We start from the raw sequence: 22,561 nt of genomic DNA on the forward strand, positions 1-22,561 counted from the left end.
ACCCCGGCCTGCGACTCCCGACATGAACGCTCCCCAGAAAGCCACCGCGAACGTCAACCTGTTCGCCGCGCTGCGCGCGAATTTCTCCGACGACCTGGACGCCTGCGCGATCGAGCTGGCCGACGGCCCCGACGCCGGCCAGCGCTACAGCTGGCGCGACATCGACCGCGCCACGGCGATGATCGCCAACCTGCTGGACTCGCTGGACCTGCCCGCGGGCAGCCGCGTCGCGGTGCAGACGGAGAAGAGCGTCGAGGCGCTGCTGCTGTACCTCGCGGTGCTGCGCGCCGGCTACGTCTACCTGCCGCTGAACACGGCCTACCAGGCCGCCGAGCTCGAGTACTTCATCGGCAACGCGGAGCCGGCGGTGGTCGTCTGCGCGGGGAAGAATTTCGGCTGGATCAGCAAGCTGGCGTTCCAGGCCAAGGTCCCGTGGGTGTTCACGCTGAACGAGGACCGCAGCGGCACGCTGCTGGATCGCGCGGTGCAGATGCCCGACACGCACCAGGTGGCCGAGAAGAAGGCCGATGACCTGGCCGCGATCCTCTACACGAGCGGCACGACCGGTCGCAGCAAGGGCGCGATGCTGAGCCACGGCAACCTGCTGTCCAACGCCGAGGTGCTCAAGCACTACTGGGGCTGGAAGGCGGACGACGTGCTGATCCACACGCTGCCGATCTTCCACGTGCACGGGCTGTTCGTCGCGTCGCACGGGGCGCTGCTGGCCGGGGCGAAGATGCTGTGGTTCAACCGCTTCGATCCGCGCGGCGTGATCGCGCGGCTGCCCGACGCGACGCTGTTCATGGGCGTGCCGACGCTGTACGTGCGGCTGCTCGAGCAGGCGACGCTGACGAAGGACGCGTGCGCGCGGATGCGGCTGTTCATCAGCGGTTCCGCGCCGCTGCTGATCGAGACCTTCCACGAATGGCAGCGCCGCACCGGGTTCACGATCCTGGAGCGCTACGGCATGAGCGAGACGGTCATGCTGACGTCGAACCCGTACAAGGCCGAGGACGGCGAGCGCCGCGGCGGCACGGTCGGTTATCCGCTGCCGGGCGTGGGCCTGCGCGTCGTCGACGACGCGGGCGCGCCCTGCCCCAGCACCGGCGACGGCGAGATCGGCCACCTCCAGGTGAGCGGGCCCAGCGTGTTCGCCGGCTACTGGCGCATGCCGGAGAAGACGAAGGAGGAGTTCACCGCCGACGGCTGGTTCAAGACCGGCGACGTGGGCCGGCGCGACGACCGCGGCTACGTGACGATCGTGGGGCGGAGCAAGGACCTGATCATCACCGGCGGCTACAACGTGTACCCGGCGGAGATCGAGGGCTGGCTCAACGAGCTGCCCGGCGTGGCGGAGTCGGCCGTGGTCGGCGTGCCGCATCCGGACTTCGGCGAGGGCGTGATCGCCGTGGTGGTGCCGCGATCCGGCGCCGCGCTGGACGGCGCGACGCTGGTCGCGGCGCTGAAGGACCGCATCGCCGGCTTCAAGGTGCCGAAGCGGGTCTTCGTCGAGACCGAGCTGCCGCGCAACGCGATGGGCAAGGTGCAGAAGAACCTGTTGCGCGAGCGGCATCGGGGGCTGTTCGGCTGAGCATCGCCGACAATCCGTCGTCATGAGCACGCCGACGCCGCTCCCCGCCGACACGGTCAACACCCTCAACACCGCCTGCCCGCGTTGCGGCGGCGGCTTCCATTGCGGCGTGGACGACGGCTGGTGCGCCTGCTTCGGCACGCGGCTGGGTGAGGGCCTCAAGCGCGAACTCGCCGCCCGCTGGCCCGACCAGTGCCTGTGCCTGCGCTGCCTGACCGAGCTGGCCCGCGACGATCCGGACAGCCACGTGCCGGACCCGCCGAAAAACCCGCCCGAGCCCCCGTTGTTGGGCGTTTGAAGGCACACGCGGGACGACCACAATCCGACCGATGGCCGCCTCCCCATTCAGCCAGTCCGTCGCGGAGCGTCTCCAGGTGAGACGCCTGGTGGTCTTCGGCCCGTTCCTGGCGCTGGGGCTGGTGCTGCTCGTGCTGTGGGCGCTGGTGCTGTGGTTCGCGCTGCTCTATCCGAAATCGCTGGTCGAGGACCTGCAGGAAGACCTGCACAGCATCGCCCTCAACGCGGCGCAGGACACCGAGCAGCTGCTGCGCGAAACCGAAGGCAGCCTGCGCACGCTGGACCTGCTGCTGCTCACGCGCAGGAACGAACGCCAGGACCTGGACGCCACCGTGTCGCTGCTGGCCGATTCGCTGCGCGACAACTCGCGCGGGATCACCGACGTGATGCTGGCCAGCGCCGACGGCCGCCTGTGGCGCATCCCGTCGGTGACCGGCGAACCCTATGCCGACCTCGGTGCGAAGAGCTTCCTGTCCGAACTGGGCCGCCCCGGCGGACCGAGCATCATCCTCGGCACGCCGATCCGGCTGCGGCCGGGCGCCCACTTCGTCCTGCCGATGGCCACGCGCCTGAGCGCGCCGACCGGCGCCTTCACCGCGACGGTGGGCTTCATCGACCTCGACGTGCTGCTGCGCATCTACCGCACGCGGTCGATGCGCTCGGGCATGGCCGTGCTGCTGGAACGCGACGACGGTGTCGCCATGGCCCGCTGGCCCGAAGTCCCGGGCCTGGTCGGCACCAACATGCGACAGGTCCCCGGCGGCGAGGTACTGCCGCCGAGCCCGCCGGCCAGCGGCCAGTTCATGGTGACGAAAAGCCCGGCCGACGGGCGCGATCGCATCGTTTCCTACCGCGTGCTGCAGGACTACCCGCTGCGTCTGTTCGTGTCCTTCGAGCGCGACCGCATCCTCGCCGGCTACCTGCAGCAGCGGCGCGCGGTGCTGGGCTTCTCGCTGGTGGTCACGGCGATCGCCGTCGGCCTGATGGCCTGGTTCACGCGGCTGCAGCAGCGCACCCGGCTGCGCGAGGCCGAACGCGAAGCCACCGCCGACGCCTCGCCGATGGGCCTGTTCCGCTGTGATCTCCAGGGCCGCACCGTGTATGCCAACGAGACCTACCTCCGCCTGATGGAGGTCGACCGCAAGGACCTGGCCTGGGGCTGGCTGGACCGTCTCTCCCCATCGGAGCGCGAATTGACGCGCGAGCAATGGGCCGCACTGGTCGCCGTGGGGGGAACCGGTCGACCGCGTGCGGCAGTTGACGCGCCGCGACGGCTCGGAACTGATGGTGCGTCTGCGGATGCGGCCGATGCGCCTGGGCGGGCGCATCGTCGCGCACGCCGGGACGATCGCCGACATCACGCCCGAGCTCGCCGCCCGACGCGAGCGCGAGCGCAGCCAGGCCGTCATGAGCGCGATGGCGCAGAGCGTCAACGTCATGATGCTGGCCGTCGACACCGATGAACGCGTGCTGTTCTGCAACAAGGCCTTCGAGCGCCGCTTCGACATCCCGGAAAAGTCCTGGCAGGGCCGCCACGCGGCGGACGTCTTCGACGACCTGTATCCGGCCGTGCATCCGCTGATCCAACGCGCCTTCGAGGGCGAGACCAGCGTCGTCGAGATGCGCGACGACGACGGCGTCAGCCGCCCGATGCCGCTGGACGGCGACGACCGCGGCGAGACGCGCTACGTCGAGCTCACCTACGCACCGCTGCTCAACGACGACGGCGCGATCATCGGCGCCTACGGCGTCGCGCGCGACGTCACCGACGTCAAGCAGGAACAGATGCGGCTGCTGCGGGCCTCCAACACGGACCCGCTCACCGGGCTGCTCAACCGCGCCGGCTTCGCGTCGCAGGTCAACGCCGCGCTCGGGCGCGCGACGGACCGCGACGAACTGGTGGCGCTGCTGTACCTCGACCTGGACCGCTTCAAGCCCGTCAACGACGAGTACGGACATCCCGTCGGCGACGCGCTGCTGAAGGCCGTCTCCGGCAGGCTGCGCCACGCGCTGCGGCCGCAGGACCTCGTGGCCCGCGTCGGCGGCGACGAGTTCGCCGTGTTCCTCACCCATGTCGCGAAACCGGTGGACGCGCAGGTCGTCGCCGACAAGCTGGTGCATGCGCTGACGATGCCGTTCCGCATCGGTGCGCTGGAACTCCACATCGGCACCAGCGTCGGGTTCTGCGTCCAGTGGGCGCGGCAGGCCGACATCGACGATCTCGTCACACAGGCGGATGAGCAGCTCTACCGCGCGAAGCGGGCGGGGCGGGGGAGATCGAGCGGGAGCCTCTGCGCGGAGCGCAAGCCTGCGTCGGCTGCGGTGGGTGCGGCGGGCGCCGTGGGCGCGGCAGGTGCAGCGGGCGGGGCAGCCGACTCCGGCTTGCCAAGCGCGGGCTCTCCACGGGGCATGGGGGATCCCTCCAGGACCCCCAAGCCCCATTCCGGCCCCACGGAGATCAGCTGACGTCGGAACGATCCGGGATCGGCGGACGTCGTTGCAGGGGCGGGATCAGCCGCAGTTGCCGAAGTCGCCGGGGTCGCGGCCGTCCAGCGACGCGGTCGGCGTCGATGCGCCGTGCTTCAGGCGCATCAGCGTCATCTGCAGGACCTTGGCGTCGGCGCTGGCCCGATGACGACGCAGTTGCGCCTCGGCACGGACCTCCTGCTGGACCGCGTTCCAGCGCTGGGCCTCGTCTTCGCTGAGCAGGCGGCGCAGGTCCTCGATCCGGAAACGCGGCAGGCGACCGACGCTGTCGAAGAGCTTGCTCATCCACGGGTAGTCATGGCCCCAGCTGTCGGAGTAGACCGTCTGGCCCGCCAAGCGCTTGTTGAGCTCGTCGGCGACCCAGTCACGCGGGCGGCCGTGACGCAGCAGCAATTCGCGCGAGATGCCGTGCAGCGCCTCGGCCTGCTCATCCCAATGCTCCCACTCCGGCGCCGGCTGGATCAGCGAGCAGAACGGCAGGCCGCCCGCTTCGACGAATCCGATCTCGATCGGGTAGCTGCCGCGCCCGAAACCGGACGCCTCCAGGTCGAGGATGGTCGGCGCAAGGACCGGCGAGGCGACGGGCAGGACGGCAACGGTCATGGGCGCCAGTATGCAAGCGCCGGGCCAGCCGCGGGAGCCGCCCCTCCTCAGATCAGGGGACGGCGGGCGTCGCCGAGTGCAGGGCCGCCGGAGCCGCGGGAGCGGCGGCAGGTGACGTCGAGACCTTGGGCGCCTGGCCCGCCGCATCACCGTCGCCGCTGTCGCCCCGGTCCCGTCCCTGGCGTCGCTGCAGTTCGTGCCAGCCGTCCAGGCCGCCGTCCAGCGCCAGCACGCGCGGATGACCGCGCTTCATGAGCTCATGCGCGCCCTGGATGGCGGAGACCTCGTTCGGGCAGTTGCAGTAGAGGACCAGCAGGCGGTCGTCGGGCAACTGCTCGGCGTATTCCGGCAGGCGGGTCAGCGGGATGTTGAGCGCGCCCGGCAGCGTGCGCGGATCAGCGGCTCGGCCGGGATCGCTGCGGACATCGATGAAGAGCGGCGCCATGTCCTGCTCGCAGAGCGCGGCGGCGTCCTCGACGCTGATGCGCTCGACCTCGCCCTGCAGCTTCGCCATCTGGCGGCGACGCCGCCAGCGGTTGCCGATCAGGAGCGCCAGCACCGCGACGATCGCCGCGACCGCCAGCAGGCCGGCGTTGGAGAGGAAGTCCAGCACGTCCTGGATCTGGTCGCTGAAGATCAGTCCGAGCCCGAGGAAACACGCCGTCCAGACCAGTCCGGCGACGGCGTCATAGGCGATGAAACGGCGCCAGCCCATGCCGAGCGCACCGGCCATCGGCGCCGCGACGACGGAGATGCCGGGCAGGAACTTCGCGGCCAGCAGCGAGCTGCCGCCCCAGCGCGCGATGAGGCTCTCGCTCTGGCGGACGCAGACGTCGGGGGACAGCGAGACGCGGCACAGCAGCCGCAACACCCGGTGGCCGTAGCTGCGGCCGGCGATGAACCAGATGGCGTCGCCCAGGACGTTGGCCAGCACCGCCGCCACGACGAGCGACACCGCCGACAGGCGCCCCGCCGCGGCCAGTCCGCCCGCGACCACCAGCAGCGGCGCCGCCGGCACCGGCGCACCGATGCGCGCGGCCAGCGTCACGAGGAAGACGAGCAGGAAGTCGTGTTGGATCAGCAGGTCGATCAGGGCGCGCATGCGGCGCATTGTCGCGGCTGCCGAGGTCACCCGTCGGCGGTGGGGCGATTCTTCCCGCCGTTCAGGACACCAGCCGGGGCGCCTTGGGCCGGGCGACGAAGGCGAACTGCACCCACTTCGTCTCCTCGAGCTGCCGTCCGAAGAGCCGGAAGGCCAGCCGGCGCTTGAGCGACGGGGTGTACCACTGCTCGTTGATGCCCTGGACGCTGACGACCTCGTAGCCGCATTCGTCGAACATGCGCTGCGCACTGGTGCGGGTGAAGAAGCGCAGGTGCGTCCGGTCACGGACGCCGCAGGGCTCGTAGCGGAAGTCGCGGTCGTGGACGAGCGGCCAGATCGTGTCCAGGTGCAGCAGGTTGGGCAGCGAGGCCAGCACCACGCCGCCCGGTGCGAGCAGCGGCGCGGCCAGGTTCAGCGCGGCCCAGGGATCGGGCATGTGCTCGAGCACGTCGTTGAAGACGATGGCGTCGAAATGGGCTTCGGGCAGCGGCAGCATCGGATCGAAGAAGCCTTGCATCACCCGGTCCAGATGGGCACCGGCGCGTTCCGCGGCCCCCGCGTCGGGCTCGACGCCCCAGACCTCGGTGCCGGGGCGGGTCTGCTTGACGGCCTCTCCGAAGGCGCCGGTGTTGCAGCCGACGTCCAGCACGCGCCGGCAGTCCTGCGGGAGGAAGGCCAGCATCTCGCGGCGCGCGGCGTGCGGATAGTCGAATCGGGCCAGGGGACTGGCGGAACGGAGAGCCGGCATGGATACCTCCTCGGCGCCCGCCACGAGCACCGCGGCGGTGCGCGAAGCATAGTCAGGAGCGCCCCCCCTCGACATCCTTCTCTTACGGGACAGGGAAGTCCCGACGGCCCGGCTTCAGCGCATCGCCACCGGCGCCCAGAAGATGTAGTCCGCCTGGTAGTCGACGACCTGCTTCTGCCCGACCCCTGCGGCATCGCAGGCGGTCTGCGGCGCGACGCCGCCCTTGGTGGCCACGCGCTGGATGTGGCTCACACCCTGCATGGCGCCCATGCCGACGGCGGGATTGGCCTTCACCAGCTGCAGCGGGATGCTGCCCGGGGACGCCGGCGCCACCGCGACCTGCGTGCCGGTGACCTTGGAACCGTCGCGGGCTTCCCAGGTGGCGGGCGGGCCGTAGTACTTGCCGACCACGGTGCTGCGCCGATCGCTCAGGGTCGCGTCCGGGCCGACGAACACCCACTCGAACTGCCCGGCCATGTCCTTCTTCGCGCGGCATTCATAGGTGATCTTGCCGACGCCGACGGTCTCCATCGACACCTTGTGCCCCTCAGGCACCTGCACGGCGGCGGGCAGGCCGGCCTGGGAGAACGCCGGGGCGTTCGAGCCCGACGGGCCGGACATGGCGCAGGCGCCCAGCAGGGCGACGGGCGCCAGCAGGACGAAGACGGACGTCGGGGACTTCGCGCGGGGGGACAAGGTGGTCATCGCAGCTCCTCAGGGTTGGCGGCAAGGCCGGAAGGCCTCACTGGAACGCTGTACGCAAACGCCGTCTTAACGGATTCGTTTTCCGCGAAAAAGGTTCGCGCACGGTCTGCGCTACGATCAGCCGATAGACCGTGAGCCTGTCATCCCGAAGTCTTCGCTTCGTCTCTCCTGTCGGAAGCCGTGCAAGTCCTCGCCTTGATTGCTTGGCGAATCTGTTCGAACCGCATGTCGCGGGGCGATTTCGGAGGAGGAGCACCATGCCTGTCCACAAACCCTCGACGAGCTCCGTGCTTCGTTGCGGCAGAGTGTCGACGCGCTCCAGCGGCGTCAGGCCGAATGAGATCCCGGAGAAGCTGATCGACCGTCTGGTCGATCTGGACTGGCTGGAATGGCATGGCGGCGGCCTTCGATTGACCACCACCGGGACCAACGTCCACCGGCAGGAGCTCGCCCGGATTCGCGCAATGGCGGAAACGTCAGGCTCATCGATCACCCCCAACCTATCGGAGGCCGATATCGCTACCCCCAACTACTCATACGAAAACGCCAACGCGAGCTGGCCAAGAAAAAGAAGAAGGAAGAAAAGGCCCATCGCAAGGCCAGCGGTGCAGGCTCGGACGCACCGGCGGATGAACCGAACGCCCAAGGCGCACCGGCCGGAGGCAACGCTCCGGCGGACGACAAGCCGCAAGGCCAGGCATAACGCCTGGCAGACCGCCAGGCATAAAACGCCAGGCACAACGCCTGGCAAAGCGCCTGGCACCGCCTCAGGCGTGACGCCCGCCAGTGCGCCAGGCCCCGAGCCTGGCGTCAGGTCGGGAAGGGGCAGTCAGCCGCACTGCCCCACGAACCCGCACGCGGTGCAGAACTCGCACCCGTCGCGGTGGATGAGCGTGGCGTTGCCACACTCGGGACACTTCTTGCCGGCCATCGCGATGATGCCGCCGGCCTCCGAGGCGGTGCGCGCCGCCCCCGTGGCAGTTCCCGTGCCCCTGGCCGGCGCCTGCTGCATCAGCCCCATGTCGACGAGCGGATAACCGTGCTCGTCCAGCACCCCCAGCATCGCGTAGCGGTGGATGACCAGGCGCGCGACATACGCGACCGTCGACGGCCACACCTGCTGCCGTCTTTCCCCCGACAGCGTCGGCACCGGCGCCATGAAGTGGCCCAGCGGCTCGCCCACGTTGAGCAGCTTGCGCAGCTTCATGCCGATCCAGCCCGGATCGAGCACGCGCATGTCCAGTGACAGCAGCCGCGCCAGTCCATCGAGCGCCTTCGGGTAATTGCCCGAGAACCCCATCGCGCAGGGCCGTGTGACGCTGCCCCCGTCGGGCGTGGGCAGGCTCACCTCCTTGAGCGTCAGCGTGAACAGCTCGCCGGTCGCGGGGTTGTCGACGTCGACCGCCCAGGCGAGCGTCCCGGCCGTGCCGGTGCGCGGCTCCTCGCGCGAGAACATCGCGTCCAGCACCGGCGTCGGACCGCCTTCCTGCAAGGCCCCGAGCTGCTCGCAGCGCCAGCGGATCACCGCCGCCGTCGCCGCGACGACGCCCGGGAACAGCCGCGGCTCGCCGAGCGGCGGCATCGGCATCTCGAACGCGCGCTCCTCGGCGACGGTCGCCAGCGCGTCGAGCTTCAGGCGCAGCCAGGCCGCGTCATTGGCGCGCAGGTCCATCGACAGCGTCTTCGCCAGCGCGCCGAGGCCGCGCGGCTGCTCCGCGCCGTTGACCCAGACCTCGAACGGCAACGTGCGGCCGAAGAGGCCCGCATCCGGCCCCTCCGCCGGCAGCTCGCCGACGAAGAGCGCGAAGTCGCCATGCGGATGGCGGATCATGGTCGACCACGCCGGATTGCCGCCCGGCATCTCGGGCCGGCTCGGCCAGCGCAGCGACGCAAGCACCGGCTTGGGCAGGCGCTCGACGCGCAAGCGCTGGTTGGGGCCGATGTCGGCCTTGAGCGGCTCCGGCTGGGCGATCGGCTCGACGCTGAGCACCGCGCCGAGCACGCTGTTCGGGCGATAGGTCGCGAGGCCCTTCAGCCCGCTCTTCCAGGCCAGGCGATAGAGATCCTGGAAGTCGGCGTAGGGATAGTCCGCCGGCACATTGACGGTCTTGGAAATCGAGGTGTCGACGTAGGGCGCGACGGCCGCGACCATCGCCTCGTGGTCCGACGCCTGCAGCTCGAGCGCGGTGACGAAGGCGTCGGTCAGCGGCGCGTCGGCGCCGAACAGGTGGCGGTAGAGCCGCCAGGCATGGTCCTCGACGGCGTACTCCTTGAAGGAGTTGTCGGGCATGCGCTTCCTGCGGGTGTAGCTCCACGAGAACGCGGGCTCGATGCCGTTGCTGGCGTTGTCGGCGAAGGCCAGCGAGATCGTGCCGGTCGGCGCGATCGACAGCAGGTGCGAGTTGCGCAGGCCCTGCGCGCGGATCTTGTCCTTCAGCCACGGCGGCAGCCGCGACGCGAAGTTGCCGCCCGACAGGTAGAGATCGGCGTTGAAGAGCGGGAACGCGCCGCGCTCGATGGCGAGGTCGGCGGACGCCTCATAGGCGGCGTCGCGCATGATCTCGCTGATGCGGCGCGCCATCGCGCGGGCGGGCTCGCCGTCGTAGCGCAGGCCGAGCATCACCAGCGTGTCGCCCAGGCCCGTGAAGCCGAGCCCCACGCGCCGCTTGTTGGCGGCCTCGCGCGCCTGCTGCGGCAACGGCCACGGGGTCACGTCCAGCACGTTGTCGAGCATGCGGGTGGCGGTCTTGCAGATGTCGGCGAACTCGGCCTCGTCGAACGAGGCCTTCGCCACGAACGCGTCCTTGACGAATACCGTCAAGTCGATCGAGCCGAGGCAGCAGCAGCCGTAGGAAGGGAGCGGTTGCTCCGCGCAAGGATTCGTCGCGCTGATCGACTCGCAGTAATGCAGGTTGTTGTCCGCATTGATCCGGTTCAGGAACAGCACCCCCGGCTCCGCGTGGTCGTAGGTGGACCGCATGACCTGGTCCCACAGCTTGCGGGCCCGCAGGCGGCGGTAGACCCACACGCCGTCCGCCCGCTGCGTCGCGCCGGCCGCGCGCTGCTTGTCGCCCGGCGCCGCCTTGTGCACGAGCTCGATGTCCGCGTCCGCCTCCACCGCCTCCATGAACGCGTCCGTCACGCCCACCGAGATGTTGAAGTTCTTCAGGTCGCCCTGGTCCTTGGCGTGGATGAACTCCTCGATGTCCGGGTGGTCGCAGCGCAGCACGCCCATCTGCGCGCCGCGCCGCGAGCCGGCCGATTCCACCGTCTCGCAGCTGCGGTCGAACACCCGCATGTAGCTCACCGGCCCCGACGCGCTCGACTGCGTCGACTTCACGTACGCGCCCTTGGGTCGGATCCGGGAGAAGTCGTACCCGACGCCGCCCCCGCGCCGCATCGTCTCGGCCGCCTCGGTCAAGGCGGTGTAGATGCCGGGATGACCGTCCTCCTCCTCCGCGATCGCGTCGCCCACCGGCTGCACGAAGCAGTTGATCAAGGTCGCCGACAGCGCCGTCCCCGCCGCCGAGGCGATCCGCCCCGCCGGCACGAAACCGCGCCGCTGCGCCGCCAGGAACTTCGCCTCCCAGTGCGCGCGCTGCTCCGGCGACTCCGCCACCGCCAGCGCCCGCGCCACGCGCGCCCGCACCTCCTCGAGATTGCGTTCGCCGTCCTTCGCGTATTTCTCCAGCAGGACCTCGGCGCTGATGTCCTGCGGCGGGAGCGTCTCGGCGGTCGCCTGCAACGGCAGTTGCGACGAGGCCGCGGACGCGGTGGAAGGAACGGACGGGGGCACGGTCTGCTGGGTCATGCGGGGGTCTCCATCAGCGTCAACACAAGGGTCCCGGACCATCCTAGTCCCGCCTTGCCCAGCGTCCTGTCCCTCATCCACGAATGCGTCATGGCCTCGACGCGTGATCGTCATCCGCTCCGCCTGCCGCACCGATCCTTCAGCCGTCGCGATCACCACATCCGCTCGTCACCAAGCAGTGGTCCACGTGTCCACCGGTAAGCACGCACTTGCGGCGCGCACACCATTTGATGCGACTGCAACGACGTTTCCCCGGGTTGGCCCCATAGTTTGGTCGGATAGCGGACGCTATTCTTTTCGGTTATGACTCCCGATAAGGTCTTGCGGTCCAGCCCCAACACGTTGGGCGATCTGGAACAAGGCTGCGCCGATGCCCGCCGTCTGATCCTGGACGGCCAACTCGACGCAGCGCGCTCTCGTCTGGACGAGCTGCGCAAGATACACGGCGACAACCACGCGCCGGTGCAGGAAACCTTCAGCGCCCTGGCCGAGGCGCATGGCGACTTCAACGTCGCCCTCGCCCACTTCAAGCGCTTCCATCTGCTGGCCATCGAGTCCGGCGCGTCCTCGCCGCTGGCTTCGCGCGATCAGTTGCTCGCGCGGCTCGTCGAGCGCCAGCAGCAGAACTCCCCGGACATGGCCTGGTGCCTGGTGGCGCTGGGCGCGGCGCGCGCGCCCGCCGGCGCGCTGCCGCACATGCTGCGCCAGCAGTGCCGCGCACAGGACGTGCTCGCGCTCGGGCAGGGCGAGGCCATGCTCATGCTGCTGCACGACGTCGACCTGCCCACCGGCCGCAAGGTCTGCGAGCGCTTCCGCGCGGTGTGGATGCAGCAGCAACCGGCGGCCGGTCCGCTCAGCATGGGCCTCACGGCCTGGCGTGGTCCCGGCGATACCGGCAGCGGCCTGCTCGGCCGTGCCGAGCAGGCGCTCGCGCGCAGCCAGCGCGAAGGCGCGCCGCTGCGCACCGGCTGAACGCCGGCCGAGCTCCGGCGACCGCCACCGGCCGCCTTCCGACCTCAGAACGGATTGATCGACTTCTCGCGCCGGTAGTGGACGTAGCCGACGCTCGCCCCCGCGCGCAGTCCCACGCCCAGCCGGATCGGCGCCAGCGTGATGCCGTTGGCGCGCTGGTAGTTCACGCCCGCGCCGCCGATGTAGTACAGGCTGCCGTCCACGCCGGGGAAGCGGCGATAGATCGCGCTGGCCTTCGGCAGCTTGTAGACCAGCGTGAAGACTTTCGACGCATTGCCGCCGACGTCGAACCCCACCGACGGCCCCGCCCAGTAGACCTTGCCACCGCCGCCGCGCTTCATGATCAGTTGGCCATCGCCGTAGCGCAGGCCGACCGTCACCGCGCCGCTGGCTTCCTGGCCCTTGATGTAGGCGTTCGGGCGCCCTTGGTCCTTGAAGGCCTTCTCGATCACCTTGGCCAGGCCTTCGGTCGTTTCGCCGAAAAACTCGGTCGCCTCATGCAGGACCGAGTCCTGGTCGTAGGTGTCATCCTCGTTGTCGGCGGCCAGCGCCGGCAGCACGGCCAATCCAGGCGGCAACACCAGCCCCGCGGCGGCATAGCGGCCCAGCCGACCCAGCGCGTCGCGGCGCGTGCGCAGCGACGGCGCCTCGCTGAGATCGATCAGCCCCTCGGTGGGGATGTCATGACGGTCCATGTGAATCTCCGGGTAAGTCTGAATGGCGTCGGGTGATGGCGTCGCCCGCGCCGGGTCGGGTGGGATGGCAAAGGAAGTGCCCGCCCTCCGAACGGATGGATGCTACCCGCCGCCGTGACAAACGGTGTGCGCAGTGCCGCGGCGCGCCGATACACTCCCCTTCACGCCGTCGAGAGGGAACCGGTTTCCAGAACAAGGAGCGGCGATGCATGCAAAACGCAGTCGTGACAAGAGTGCATCAAGGAGGACATGCAGTGAGCAGTGATCTGCCCCGTCTGGCGCGAGCGCTGGAGTACCTGGACATGGCGTCGGCGCTTTACGTGGGCGGCGGCGCGGACCATTCCGCGCAGCTGCTGGCCGCCGCCGGCGAGCGCCTGCTGGGCGACCTCGCGCGGCTGATCCAGTCCCCGAGCACGGCTATGAGGTCCAGCAGCTGCTGGGCCGGCTGACCCAGGCGCATGTCCCGTCGCAGGTGCCGGAGGTGGCCGGCCACAACCAGCCGCGTCAGCTCCAGGCGATGCTGTCCCGCGCGGAGACGCCTGAATCGACCGAACTCCGCCAGGCCACGTCCGCGCTGCTGCGCGCCTCGTGGTACCTGCTGGAGACGATGGGCCTGGAACCGCTCGCGCCCTCGCGCCTGCACCAGGCGATCGAGAAGAGCACGATCTACGCCGAGCTCTGACCGCCGGCACACCCGGAAGACACCATGAGCGCCGCCGAACGCCGTCACTTCTCCCGCATCGCGTTCGCCGGTCCGGCGCAACTGGTGACGGTCGATCAACGCCTGCCGGTGCAGGTGCTGGACCTGTCGCTCAAGGGCGCGTTGCTGTTGCTGCCGCCCGGCTCGGACGTCGAGCCCGGCGCGCTGTGCCTGCTGGACCTGCCGCTGGCGCCGCACGACGGCCGCATCACGATGGCGGCCCAGCTCGCGCACGTGGAGGGCGATCGCGCCGGGCTGCTCTGCCTGGGCATCGACATCGAGAGCATCACCCACCTGCGCCGCGTCATCGAGCTCAACCTCGGCGACGCGACGCTGGCCGAGCGCGACCTCAAGGCGCTGGTCGCGTCCTGAGCGGCAAGCGGCACTTCGCCGGCCGCTGGACCTCACGCCCGCCCGCTCCCGCGAGCAAGTCCGGGTCGCCCGCGATTCACCCGCCGATCACCCGGCGATGAACTTCCTCAGCACCGCGAAGGCCGCGACCGGGTCGTCCCGCCACGCGCCGTGCCCGACACCCGGGAAACGCGCCAGCTGACGCCACTGCGCGGGCAGCGCGTCGTGGATCTCCAGCGCGTCCTCGAGCGGGCAGACCGGGTCGTCCTCGCCCACCATCACCAGCACCGGGCACAACGCCTTCTCCAGCCCCTTGAGGAGCCCGAGGTCCTGCTTCTCCCCGCTGACGAAGTGCAGCAGGATGTCCAGGTTCAACAGCGTGCGGCCGCCCGCCTCCGGATCGGCCGCGGGCTGCGTGTTGTAGAGATGGCGCACGCCGGCCCAGTAGGCCTCGAAGGTCTCGCGCGTCGGACGGCTCCAGAAGGCCTCGGCCAGGGCGCGGGCCTCGGGGCCGCCGCGCCGTTCGAAGGCATCGAGCTTGCGCGCCAGCCCCATGTGGTGCGAGGTGCTGGACAGGATCACCTTCGAGGCGTGCCCCGGGTGCCGCGCGATGTAGCGCTGCGCGACGAAACCGCCGAAGGACTGGCCCAGCACGATCGGCTTCTCGATGCCCAGCGCATCGCACAGGCGGACGATGTCGTCGGCCCACATGTCCAGCGTCCACTCGGACGACGGACGCGGATCGCTGCGGCCATGGCCCCGATGGTCGTAGTAGACGATCTGCGCGAGGTCCGCCAGCTGGCTGAACGCCGGCTTGAACGCCGCATGATCGAAACCCGGCCCGCCATGCATGCAGATCAGCGTCGGCTTCTCCCGCATCCGTGCCCCGTCCGGCACCAGGCCGGGTCCCTCGACGTCCACGAACAGGCGGACGCCATTGCCGATATGGATCTTCATGGGCGGCGAGTATGCCGCGTCCGTGCAGCGCCCGTGCCGCGTCCGCCCCACGGATGCCGGACTCGTCCGACCCTGGACGGCTTCGTCGCACGCCCGCTGGCGGCTCTCGCGACCGGCGGCCAGAATCCCGCCCATGTCCGATGCGTCCTCCGTCCCGCCCGCAGGTGAACCGTCCGAGCCCCGCCGCTCGGCGCGGGACGCGGCGTTGCAGCTGTTCAACCTGCGCATGATCGCGGCGTGCTTCTATTTCTGCCTCGCGATGGCGGGCTCGCGATCGCTCACCTGGATGACGCAGGACGACGGCATCGCCGACTGGCTGATGGAGTGGCTGCGCTTCACCCGGCAGACGCTGCTGACCGCGCTCAGCGTGCTGGCCGCGCTGGCGCTGGCCGAGGCCCTGCTCACCCGCTGGCGGACCCGGTGGCCGGTCGGCTTTCGCGCCGTCGCCATCACCGCGGGCGCCACCGTCGGCACGCTGCTGCGCTACAAGGTCGCCAATCTGGGTGCTCCCGATGCGCCGCTGCATTGGGACTGGGTGTTGTCCACCTCGCTGCTGTGGCTGGTGCTGGGCGGCTTCTTTGCCGCGCTGCTGCACGGCGTGCGCGAGGAGCGCAGCGCCCAGGCCCGCCTCGCCGAACTGGCCCGGCAGCACGACCGGCTGCAGGCCCAGCAGATGGAGGCCCAGTTCTCCGCGTTGAATGCGCAGATCGAGCCGCACTTCCTGTTCAACACGCTGGCCAACGTGAAGCGTCTCTACGAGACCGCGCCCGAACGCGGCCGCGACATGATGGGCAGCCTGATCGCCTACCTGCGGGCCGCCCTGCCCAGCATGCGCCAGGGCATGTCCACGCTCGGCCAGGAGCTCGAGCTCGCCCGCAGCTACCTCACCATCCTGCAGATGCGCATGGGCGAGCGGCTGCGCTTCGACATCGAGGCCGATGCGGCGCTCTTCGCCACGCCGCTGCCGCCGATGGTGCTGCCGACGCTGGTGGAGAACGCCATCAAGCACGGCCTGTCCCCGCTGCCCGAAGGCGGCCGCATCGACATCTCCGCACGGCGCGACGCCGGCGGCCAGGGCCTGGTCCTGGAGGTGCGCGACACCGGCCAGGGCTTCGCCGCCAGCGGCGGCAGCGGCGTGGGCCTGGCCAACACCCGGGCGCGACTGACGGCGATGTACGGCCGCGAGGCCTGCCTGGAGCTGGAGGCGGCGGCGCCGCGCGGCGTGGTCGCGCGGGTGCGCGTGCCGCTGGGCGGCGCGTCGCCGCTGTCGCACCCGGCGCAAGCGGCACAGGCGAACGCCGCGGCCACGGCCGGGGCCGCCCCATGAGCGCGGCCGCCTGGCTGCCCCACGTCTGGCGGTCGTGGCGCTCGCTGCGCCGCGAGGAACTGTCGTGGTTCCTGCTGATGGGCATCTTCTTCGGCCTGCTGGACGTGTCCTCGATCTTCTACGTGATGGACAACCCGCGCTGGCCGGCGGCGCTGATCAACCAGATGGCGACGCCGCTGCTGGTGGCGCTGGCGCTGCTGCTGACCTGGCTGCCCGCGGCGCGCAGCGCGCTGGACGACCGCTGGCGCATCGCGCGACTGGGCGCCGCGGTGGTGATCGGCGCGCTGCTGGCCAAGCTGCTCTACAGCCAGCTGATGCCGCTGCTGCACCTGCCCTCGATCGCCGAACTGGCGCGCGAACGCAAGGGCGAGGGGCCGTACCTGCCGATCCGCTCGCTCAACTTCATCGGCGAGAGCCTTTCCATCTGCGTGAACGCCGGGCTGTCCGTGGCCTGGATCGAGATGGTCATGCGGCGTCGCCACACCCGCGCCCGGCTGGAGGCGCTGCTGCGCGAGCAGAGCGCGATGCAGCGCGACGCGGTCGCCGCGCGGCTGGCCGCGCTGCAGGCGCAGGTGGAGCCGCAGTTCCTGTTCGACACGCTGGTCGACATCGAACGCGCCTACGGACGCGCCGACCATGAGGCGCCCGATCAGATGGAGCGCCTGATCCGCCACCTGCGCGTGGCCCTGCCCCGGTTGCGCGATCGCGGCGTGACGCTGGCCTCCGAGGCGGCGCTGCTGGACAGCTACCTCGCCGTGGTCGCGGGGCGCCATCGCCGGCTGCTGCCCTTGTCGACCGAGTGGTCCGCGTGGCTCGCCACGCGGCCGTTGCCGCCGATGCTGCTGCTGCCGCTGGCGCAGCTGATGCTGCGCGACACCACGCGGCTGCCCTCGCAGGCCCGGCTGAGCGCACAGGAAGCGCCCGGCGGCGGCCTGCGGCTGCGACTATCCTTCGACCGCGGCGGGCTGGGCGGCGAGGAAGCCGCGCTGCACGCGCTCGGCGAACGGCTGGAGCGCCTCGAACGCGCCCCCGGCACGCCGCCGCCGCGGCTGCAGTGCCGCAGCAATGCCGACGACACCGAATTCACGCTGGAGCTGCCCGCATGACCCCGCACCCGACCGCCGTCGTCGCCGAGGACGAGGCCACGCTGCGCCATGAACTCGTCGAGCGCCTCTCGCAGCTCTGGCCGGAACTGGACATCCTCGGCGAGGCCGCCGACGGCGTGCAGGCGCTGCGCCTGCTGCACGAGGTCAAGCCCGACGTGCTGTTCCTCGACATCGAGATGCCCGGCGCGACCGGCCTGGACGTGGCGCGCCAGGTGCAAGGCCGCTCGCACGTCGTGTTCGTCACCGCCTACGACCAGTACGCCGTCGCCGCCTTCGACGAGGGCGCGGTGGACTACCTGCTCAAGCCGCTCGAGCCGGCACGCCTGTTCACCGCGATCCAGCGCATCAAGCAGCGCCTGGCGGGTCCGCCCGCCGACCTCAGCGCGGTGCTGAGCCAGCTCGGCGCGCAGGCAGGCGCGACCACGAAGCGGCAGTACCTGCGCTGGATCAACGCGTCGGTCGGGCAGACGCTGAAGCTGATCACCGTCGACGAGGTGCTGTACTTCCAATCCGACAGCAAATACACCCGGGTCGCCACGCGCCAGGGCGAGGCGCTGATCCGCAAGCCGCTCAAGGAACTGGTCGAGGAACTCGATCCGCAGCAGTTCTGGCAGATCCACCGCTCCACGCTGGTCAACGCGGCGGCGGTCGCCGGCGTGTCGCGCGACTTCCGCGGCCGCATGCAGGTCAAGCTCAAGGAGAGCGAGGACGCCCTGATCGTCGCGGAGAGCTACACCCATCTGTTCCGGCAGATGTGATGGCCACGCCGCTGTCGCGTACATGACCGCGAGGGCACACGACGACTCCCACAATCGTCCACAAACGACGGGAGACAGCCATGGCCATCGACGCCGCCGCGGACACCACCGCCACCGAACACACGCACACCCGCATCTGCCCGCTCTGCGAGGCCTGCTGCGGGCTCGAGATCCGCACCCGCCAATCCGCCGAGGGCACGTCCATCGTGTCCATTCGCGGCAATGACGCGGACCCGTTCAGCCACGGCTACATCTGCCCCAAGGGCTTCGCGCTGAAGGACCTGCACGAGGATCCTGACCGCCTGCGCCAGCCGATGCGCCGCCGCGCGGACCGCTCGGGCTTCGACCCGATCGGCTGGGATGAAGCCTTCGAGGAGATCGCGCAGCGCCTGCCGCCGCTGCGCGCGCAGTTCGGCGCCGACTCGGTCGCGCTGACGATCGGCAATCCGGCCTCGCACAAGATCGGCCTGTTCAGCTACTTCCCCCACCTGGCGCGCGCGCTGGGCACGCGCAACCTGTTCTCGGCCTCGACGCTGGACCAGATGCCCAAGCAGCTCGCCTGCGGGCTGATGTACGGCCACTGGCTCAGCGTCCCGGTGCCGGACCTGCCGCGCACCGACCTGTTCATCTGCCTCGGCGCGAATCCGATGGTCAGCAACGGCAGCCTGTGGACCAGCCCCGACTACCGCGGCAAGGCCAAGGCGATGCGCGCGCGCGGCGGGCGGATCATCGTCATCGACCCGCGCCGCACGGAGACCGCGCAGGCCGCCGACGAGCACCTTGCGATCCGCCCCGGCGGAGACGTCTTCCTGCTGCTCGGCCTGCTGCACACGGTGTTCGAGGAAGGACTCGTGACCCTGGGCCGGATGGCCGATCACGTCGAGGGCCTGGACGCGCTGCGCGCCGCCGTCGCCGACTTCCCGCCTGAACGCGGCGCCGCGCACTGCGGCATCTCCGCGGACGCGCAACGGCGGCTCGCGCGCGAGTTCGCCACGACGCCCAAGGCCGTCCTCTACGGCCGCTTCGGCACCTGCACGCAGCGCTTCGGCTCATTGAACAGCTGGCTGATCGACGCGCTCAACATCGTCACCGGCCACTTCGACACCGAAGGCGGGCTGATGTTCCCCAAGGCCGCAGCCTTCGCCGCCAACACGATGGGCCGGCCGGGCCAGGGCAAGGGCGTCGCGACCGGCCGCCGCCAGAGCCGCGTCGCCAAGGCGCCCGAGGTGATGGGCGAGTTCCCGATCAGTTGCCTCGCGCAAGAGATCGAGACGCCCGGCGATGGACAGGTCCACGCACTGATCACCGTGGCCTGCAACCCGGTGCTCTCGTCGCCGAACGGCGCACGGCTCGCGCGCGCGCTCGAAAGCCTGGACTTCATGGTCAGCCTGGATCCGTACATCAACGAGACCAGCCGTCATGCCGACCTGGTGCTGCCGCCGCCCTCGCCGCTGGAGGACTGGCACTACGACATGGTGTTCGCGCAGCTGTCCTGGCGCAATCACGCGCGCTGGTCCGGCCCGGTGATGCCTGCCGATACAGACACACGCGACAACGGGAGCGCACCCTCCGAGGCGCCCCGCGCCGAGTGGCAGACGCTCCTGCGACTGGCCGCGATCGCCGCGGGCCAGCCGGCCGACGCGGACCTGCAAGCCTTCGACGACGCGGCGCTTCGAGCCGAACTCAAGCGCCAGGCGGGCGACCACGCCGACACGATCTTCGCGATGCTGGACGGCGGCGCGGGTCCAGCGCGGTGGCTTGACCTGGGCCTTCGCTCTGGCCCGTACGGCGACGGCTTCGGCGCGAAGCCGGATGGACTCACGCTCGAGCGCGTGCGCGCCGCGCCGCATGGCATCGACCTCGGCGAACTGCAGCCGCGAATCCCCGAAGTCCTGCGCACGGCTTCGGGCCGCATCGAGCTGGCCCCGGCCGCGCTGCTGGCGGACCTCGTCCACGCGGATGCCGCCCTGCGCCATCCGACCGGCGACGAGCTGCTGCTGATCGGCCGCCGCGAGACCCGCAGCAACAACAGCTGGATGCACAACCTGCCGGTATTGGCGAAGGGGCGGGACCGCTGCACGCTGCTGGTCCACCCCGACGACGCCGCCCGCGCCGGTCTGGCGGACGGCCAGTCCGCGCGCCTGAGCAACGCACGCGGCAGCCTGATCGCGCCGATCACGCTCAGCGCGGACATGCGACCGGGCGTCGTGAGCCTGCCGCATGGCTGGGGCCACGACCTCACCGGCAGCCGGCTCTCGGTCGCGGCCCTGCACCCGGGCGTGAACATGAATCTGCTGCTGGACGACGAGGCCCGGGACCCGGGTCTCGGGCACCTCGGTGCTCAGCGGGATTCCAGTGCGCCTGAGCGCGGCGGCGTCGTGAGCAGACTGTCCGGCACACCGGCCGCCGGTGTCGCCGGGAAGCGTCCCGCCAACACGCCGCTGACCAGTTCGAGGTGGTGCATCACCTCCCACTGCTTGCTCAGCGCCCGCGTCGGCACGATGCCGTCGATGAGGCCGGTGAGGTAACGCCGCACGGCCTCCGTGGGACCGAAGCTGACGTCGGTCCGGTCCAGCGCTGCATGGAAGGCCTGCAGCGCCTGGCGGGAAGCGGGCATCCGCGCCGCCCTCCTCGGGACCGAGTCGCCCGCCCATGAAGTGCTCGATCCAGAACTCGCCGGAGGCGGGCGCGGTGCGCAGGCAGCTGAGCCGGAAGGCCGCGAGCCGCGACGGCAGCTCCGGCGCTTCCGGGCGCGACGGCAGCGTCGTGTAGTCCGAGAACCCGGCCAGCCCGTCACTGCGGAAGGTCAGCGCGCGATCGGTGAACAGGTGCCGCTCGCTGACGCGCAGCTCCGGGTTCTCCGGCAGCCGGCGGTCTTCCACCCAGACGCATCCGGCGGCGCCCACCGCGCGCGCGCGCCGCCGACGTGGGTTCGATGTCCTTGAAGAACACCATCCGCACCTGCGCGCCGCCGAGCAGCGCCATCATGTCCGGCAGCGGCGGCGCATCCGGCCCGACGACGATGCCCAGCGGCCGCGATCCGAACAGCTGCACGAAGCGCCGCATCACGGCCGGCGTCAGGGACGGGCCGAGCATCAGGGTCGGATGGATCCATTGCCGCTGCGGCAACGACGTGAACAGCTGACGGCCCCATTCCAAGGATTGCGCCGGCGGCAGCAGTTCGAAATCCTGCCGCACGGGATTGACCACCAGCCAGACCTGGAGCCGGTGCGTCTCGCAGGCCTCGAGCGTATGACGCACCGAGGTGGCCGCCTGGCGCACCGGCTCCAGCACTGGCTGCACCCCGGCCTTCCGACCCGAGCAGCGGCGCGAGGTGCCGCAAGGCCAGCACCTCCTTCTGTTTGCCATGGAGATAGGGAAAGTACATCGACTCGGCCTCCGATTTGCCTGTTGAGGGAGGCGCGATGATGGGGAGCACTGACCGATCCGTCAGCAGCGAATGCCTTCATGTGTGAGGCAAGTCAAAGGACTCGCAAAAATGCTCGAAAGCGACGAGTCGAGATCGCACCGCCCACGGAGGTCGCGACACTGATGCGCCCCTTTTTCCGGGGAGGCGTCGCGGACATGAAAAGGGACCGCGTGTGCGGTCCCTGCGAGGAGAGATAACGGTCGGCGGATCGCGCCGCCGGTCCCGTTCAAGCAGCGCTGTTCAAGCGCGGCCGTTCAAGGATTGCTCTTGGGCTTGGCCTGCTGCGCCTGACCCATCGCGGCCAGCTCGGCCTCGCTGATGATCTCCATCGCGCGCACGACCTTCTGCACGCCGCGCACACCGCGCGCGATGTCGGTCACGCGGGTCGCTTCGCGCTCGGTCACGCGGCCCATGATGTACACGTTGCCGCGTTCGACCACCACGTAGAACGCGTTCGAGATCAGATCTTTCGCATCGACCAGGCTGGCCTTGACCTTGGCCGCGATGGCGACGTCGTTGGCGCGGCTGGACAGCGAACTCAGCATGCCGACACCGACCTCGTTGAGCACGCTGCTGACGTTCTCGACGCCCTGCGCGATGCGCTCGACGGCGGCCTTGTCCTCGTCGTTGCGGGTCTCGCCGGTCAGCAGCACCATGCGGTTGTAGCTGTTGACGCTGATGTGCACGCGGTCGCCGAGCTGCTCGCGGATGCGGTTGGAGGTCTTGAGCTCGATGCCCTGGTCCTCGAGCTGCGTGCCGGAGGTGCGGCGGTCGGTCGCCACGAGGGCGCCGCTCACCGCGGCGCCGCCGACGATGAGCGGGACGCACGCGGTCTGCAGCAGGGCGGCGCCGAGCGCGGCGGCAAGCATCAGGCGGCGGTTCCAACGGGTCTGGGTCGTCATGCGGAGGTCCTTGGAAATG

At 70.4% G+C, this 22,561-nt stretch carries 21 protein-coding genes; 12 read left to right on the plus strand and 9 right to left on the minus strand.

The window, feature by feature from the left end; genetic code table 11:
- Positions 1 to 22: 22 nt before the first annotated feature.
- Genes ACFJIX_RS02680 through ACFJIX_RS02695 form a run of 4 tightly spaced genes read left to right on the plus strand, consistent with a single transcriptional unit; the run spans position 23 to position 4,354 of the window.
- Positions 23 to 1,591 carry a malonyl-CoA synthase gene (locus ACFJIX_RS02680; RefSeq protein ID WP_377157567.1) on the plus strand — a complete coding sequence of 523 codons (1,569 nt, stop codon included), beginning with the start codon at positions 23 to 25 and terminating at the stop codon, positions 1,589 to 1,591.
- A 22-nt stretch (positions 1,592 to 1,613) separates the two neighbouring features.
- Positions 1,614 to 1,889: a cysteine-rich CWC family protein gene (locus ACFJIX_RS02685; protein ID WP_377157569.1), complete on the plus strand. Its 276-nt coding sequence runs from the start codon at positions 1,614 to 1,616 to the stop codon at positions 1,887 to 1,889.
- A 31-nt stretch (positions 1,890 to 1,920) separates the two neighbouring features.
- On the plus strand, positions 1,921 to 3,351 hold the full coding sequence (locus ACFJIX_RS02690) for a PAS domain-containing protein (RefSeq protein ID WP_377157570.1): 1,431 nt from the start codon (positions 1,921 to 1,923) through the stop codon (positions 3,349 to 3,351).
- The gene (locus ACFJIX_RS02695; protein WP_377157571.1) at positions 3,296 to 4,354 is read left to right on the plus strand and encodes a diguanylate cyclase domain-containing protein; all 1,059 of its coding nucleotides are present in this window, start codon (positions 3,296 to 3,298) and stop codon (positions 4,352 to 4,354) included. The genes ACFJIX_RS02690 and ACFJIX_RS02695 overlap by 56 nt, the downstream gene beginning before the upstream one ends.
- Positions 4,355 to 4,399: 45 nt before the next feature.
- Here the strand turns inward: ACFJIX_RS02695 and ACFJIX_RS02700 are convergent, their stop codons facing one another.
- From ACFJIX_RS02700 to ACFJIX_RS02720, 5 genes are all read right to left on the minus strand, one after another.
- Positions 4,400 to 4,978 (minus strand): hypothetical protein, encoded by a 579-nt coding sequence (locus ACFJIX_RS02700; protein ID WP_377157573.1) that lies wholly within the window; start codon positions 4,976 to 4,978, stop codon positions 4,400 to 4,402.
- Positions 4,979 to 5,030: 52 nt separating this feature from the next.
- Positions 5,031 to 6,080, minus strand: a complete 1,050-nt coding sequence (locus tag ACFJIX_RS02705) for a VTT domain-containing protein (RefSeq protein ID WP_377157574.1) — start codon at positions 6,078 to 6,080, stop codon at positions 5,031 to 5,033.
- A gap of 61 nt (positions 6,081 to 6,141) precedes the next feature.
- Positions 6,142 to 6,828 (minus strand): class I SAM-dependent methyltransferase, encoded by a 687-nt coding sequence (locus ACFJIX_RS02710; RefSeq protein ID WP_377157575.1) that lies wholly within the window; start codon positions 6,826 to 6,828, stop codon positions 6,142 to 6,144.
- 114 nt (positions 6,829 to 6,942) lie between these two features.
- The gene (locus tag ACFJIX_RS02715; RefSeq protein WP_377157576.1) at positions 6,943 to 7,533 is read right to left on the minus strand and encodes a DUF3455 domain-containing protein; all 591 of its coding nucleotides are present in this window, start codon (positions 7,531 to 7,533) and stop codon (positions 6,943 to 6,945) included.
- A gap of 829 nt (positions 7,534 to 8,362) precedes the next feature.
- The gene (locus ACFJIX_RS02720) at positions 8,363 to 11,344 is read right to left on the minus strand and encodes an adenosylcobalamin-dependent ribonucleoside-diphosphate reductase (protein ID WP_377157578.1); all 2,982 of its coding nucleotides are present in this window, start codon (positions 11,342 to 11,344) and stop codon (positions 8,363 to 8,365) included.
- Between the two features lie 321 nt (positions 11,345 to 11,665).
- Here ACFJIX_RS02720 and ACFJIX_RS02725 point away from each other — a divergent pair, with 321 nt between their 5' ends.
- On the plus strand, positions 11,666 to 12,316 hold the full coding sequence (locus ACFJIX_RS02725; protein WP_377157580.1) for a hypothetical protein: 651 nt from the start codon (positions 11,666 to 11,668) through the stop codon (positions 12,314 to 12,316).
- Between the two features lie 44 nt (positions 12,317 to 12,360).
- On the opposite strand, the gene ACFJIX_RS02730 is transcribed toward ACFJIX_RS02725, so the two are convergent.
- Positions 12,361 to 13,011, minus strand: a complete 651-nt coding sequence (locus ACFJIX_RS02730) for a DUF1134 domain-containing protein (RefSeq protein WP_377157582.1) — start codon at positions 13,009 to 13,011, stop codon at positions 12,361 to 12,363.
- Between the two features lie 254 nt (positions 13,012 to 13,265).
- Between ACFJIX_RS02730 and ACFJIX_RS02735 the strand changes: the two genes are divergently transcribed.
- Genes ACFJIX_RS02735 through ACFJIX_RS02745 form a run of 3 tightly spaced genes read left to right on the plus strand, consistent with a single transcriptional unit; the run spans position 13,266 to position 14,083 of the window.
- On the plus strand, positions 13,266 to 13,460 hold the full coding sequence (locus tag ACFJIX_RS02735) for a hypothetical protein (RefSeq protein WP_377157584.1): 195 nt from the start codon (positions 13,266 to 13,268) through the stop codon (positions 13,458 to 13,460).
- Positions 13,461 to 13,492: 32 nt separating this feature from the next.
- A complete protein-coding gene (locus ACFJIX_RS02740; RefSeq protein WP_377157586.1) occupies positions 13,493 to 13,693 on the plus strand; it encodes a hypothetical protein in 201 nt (66 codons plus the stop codon).
- A 24-nt stretch (positions 13,694 to 13,717) separates the two neighbouring features.
- Positions 13,718 to 14,083, plus strand: coding sequence for a PilZ domain-containing protein (locus ACFJIX_RS02745; RefSeq protein WP_377157587.1), 366 nt, complete (start codon positions 13,718 to 13,720; stop codon positions 14,081 to 14,083).
- Positions 14,084 to 14,170: 87 nt separating this feature from the next.
- Here ACFJIX_RS02745 and ACFJIX_RS02750 read toward each other — a convergent pair whose 3' ends face one another.
- The gene (locus tag ACFJIX_RS02750) at positions 14,171 to 15,019 is read right to left on the minus strand and encodes an alpha/beta fold hydrolase (RefSeq protein ID WP_377157588.1); all 849 of its coding nucleotides are present in this window, start codon (positions 15,017 to 15,019) and stop codon (positions 14,171 to 14,173) included.
- A gap of 133 nt (positions 15,020 to 15,152) precedes the next feature.
- On the opposite strand from ACFJIX_RS02750, the gene ACFJIX_RS02755 reads away from it, so the two are divergent.
- The 4 genes from ACFJIX_RS02755 (at position 15,153) to ACFJIX_RS02770 (ending at position 20,738) form a co-directional block, all read left to right on the plus strand.
- Positions 15,153 to 16,346 (plus strand): sensor histidine kinase, encoded by a 1,194-nt coding sequence (locus ACFJIX_RS02755; RefSeq protein ID WP_377157591.1) that lies wholly within the window; start codon positions 15,153 to 15,155, stop codon positions 16,344 to 16,346.
- A complete protein-coding gene (locus tag ACFJIX_RS02760) occupies positions 16,343 to 17,452 on the plus strand; it encodes a histidine kinase (protein ID WP_377157593.1) in 1,110 nt (369 codons plus the stop codon). The genes ACFJIX_RS02755 and ACFJIX_RS02760 overlap by 4 nt, the downstream gene beginning before the upstream one ends.
- Complete coding sequence (locus ACFJIX_RS02765) at positions 17,449 to 18,210, plus strand: LytR/AlgR family response regulator transcription factor (protein ID WP_377157594.1); 762 nt, start codon at positions 17,449 to 17,451, stop codon at positions 18,208 to 18,210. Before ACFJIX_RS02760 ends, ACFJIX_RS02765 begins: the two co-directional genes overlap by 4 nt.
- Positions 18,211 to 18,290: 80 nt before the next feature.
- Positions 18,291 to 20,738, plus strand: coding sequence for a molybdopterin-dependent oxidoreductase (locus tag ACFJIX_RS02770; RefSeq protein WP_377157595.1), 2,448 nt, complete (start codon positions 18,291 to 18,293; stop codon positions 20,736 to 20,738).
- Between the two features lie 265 nt (positions 20,739 to 21,003).
- Here ACFJIX_RS02770 and ACFJIX_RS02775 read toward each other — a convergent pair whose 3' ends face one another.
- Positions 21,004 to 21,513 carry a hypothetical protein gene (locus ACFJIX_RS02775; protein ID WP_377157596.1) on the minus strand — a complete coding sequence of 170 codons (510 nt, stop codon included), beginning with the start codon at positions 21,511 to 21,513 and terminating at the stop codon, positions 21,004 to 21,006.
- A 381-nt stretch (positions 21,514 to 21,894) separates the two neighbouring features.
- Positions 21,895 to 22,542, minus strand: a complete 648-nt coding sequence (locus tag ACFJIX_RS02780) for a BON domain-containing protein (protein WP_377161572.1) — start codon at positions 22,540 to 22,542, stop codon at positions 21,895 to 21,897.
- Between the last annotated feature and the right edge of the window lie 19 nt (positions 22,543 to 22,561).

The sequence above is a fragment of the Roseateles sp. UC29_93 genome, from assembly GCF_042695725.1.
GTDB lineage: Bacteria > Pseudomonadota > Gammaproteobacteria > Burkholderiales > Burkholderiaceae_C > Roseateles > Roseateles noduli_A.

What these genes read in the sequence shown, in the direction of transcription:
- ACFJIX_RS02680 (WP_377157567.1), top strand. Translation starts at nt 23, where the DNA reads ATGAACGCTCCCCAGAAAGCCACCGCGAACGTCAACCTGTTCGCCGCG.
- ACFJIX_RS02685 (WP_377157569.1), top strand. Translation starts at nt 1,614, where the DNA reads ATGAGCACGCCGACGCCGCTCCCCGCCGACACGGTCAACACCCTCAAC.
- ACFJIX_RS02690 (WP_377157570.1), top strand. Translation starts at nt 1,921, where the DNA reads ATGGCCGCCTCCCCATTCAGCCAGTCCGTCGCGGAGCGTCTCCAGGTG.
- ACFJIX_RS02695 (WP_377157571.1), top strand. Translation starts at nt 3,296, where the DNA reads ATGAGCGCGATGGCGCAGAGCGTCAACGTCATGATGCTGGCCGTCGAC.
- ACFJIX_RS02700 (WP_377157573.1), bottom strand. Translation starts at nt 4,978, where the DNA reads ATGACCGTTGCCGTCCTGCCCGTCGCCTCGCCGGTCCTTGCGCCGACC.
- ACFJIX_RS02705 (WP_377157574.1), bottom strand. Translation starts at nt 6,080, where the DNA reads ATGCGCGCCCTGATCGACCTGCTGATCCAACACGACTTCCTGCTCGTC.
- ACFJIX_RS02710 (WP_377157575.1), bottom strand. Translation starts at nt 6,828, where the DNA reads ATGCCGGCTCTCCGTTCCGCCAGTCCCCTGGCCCGATTCGACTATCCG.
- ACFJIX_RS02715 (WP_377157576.1), bottom strand. Translation starts at nt 7,533, where the DNA reads ATGACCACCTTGTCCCCCCGCGCGAAGTCCCCGACGTCCGTCTTCGTC.
- ACFJIX_RS02720 (WP_377157578.1), bottom strand. Translation starts at nt 11,344, where the DNA reads ATGACCCAGCAGACCGTGCCCCCGTCCGTTCCTTCCACCGCGTCCGCG.
- ACFJIX_RS02730 (WP_377157582.1), bottom strand. Translation starts at nt 13,011, where the DNA reads ATGGACCGTCATGACATCCCCACCGAGGGGCTGATCGATCTCAGCGAG.
- ACFJIX_RS02745 (WP_377157587.1), top strand. Translation starts at nt 13,718, where the DNA reads ATGAGCGCCGCCGAACGCCGTCACTTCTCCCGCATCGCGTTCGCCGGT.
- ACFJIX_RS02750 (WP_377157588.1), bottom strand. Translation starts at nt 15,019, where the DNA reads ATGAAGATCCATATCGGCAATGGCGTCCGCCTGTTCGTGGACGTCGAG.
- ACFJIX_RS02755 (WP_377157591.1), top strand. Translation starts at nt 15,153, where the DNA reads ATGTCCGATGCGTCCTCCGTCCCGCCCGCAGGTGAACCGTCCGAGCCC.
- ACFJIX_RS02760 (WP_377157593.1), top strand. Translation starts at nt 16,343, where the DNA reads ATGAGCGCGGCCGCCTGGCTGCCCCACGTCTGGCGGTCGTGGCGCTCG.
- ACFJIX_RS02765 (WP_377157594.1), top strand. Translation starts at nt 17,449, where the DNA reads ATGACCCCGCACCCGACCGCCGTCGTCGCCGAGGACGAGGCCACGCTG.
- ACFJIX_RS02770 (WP_377157595.1), top strand. Translation starts at nt 18,291, where the DNA reads ATGGCCATCGACGCCGCCGCGGACACCACCGCCACCGAACACACGCAC.
- ACFJIX_RS02780 (WP_377161572.1), bottom strand. Translation starts at nt 22,542, where the DNA reads ATGACGACCCAGACCCGTTGGAACCGCCGCCTGATGCTTGCCGCCGCG.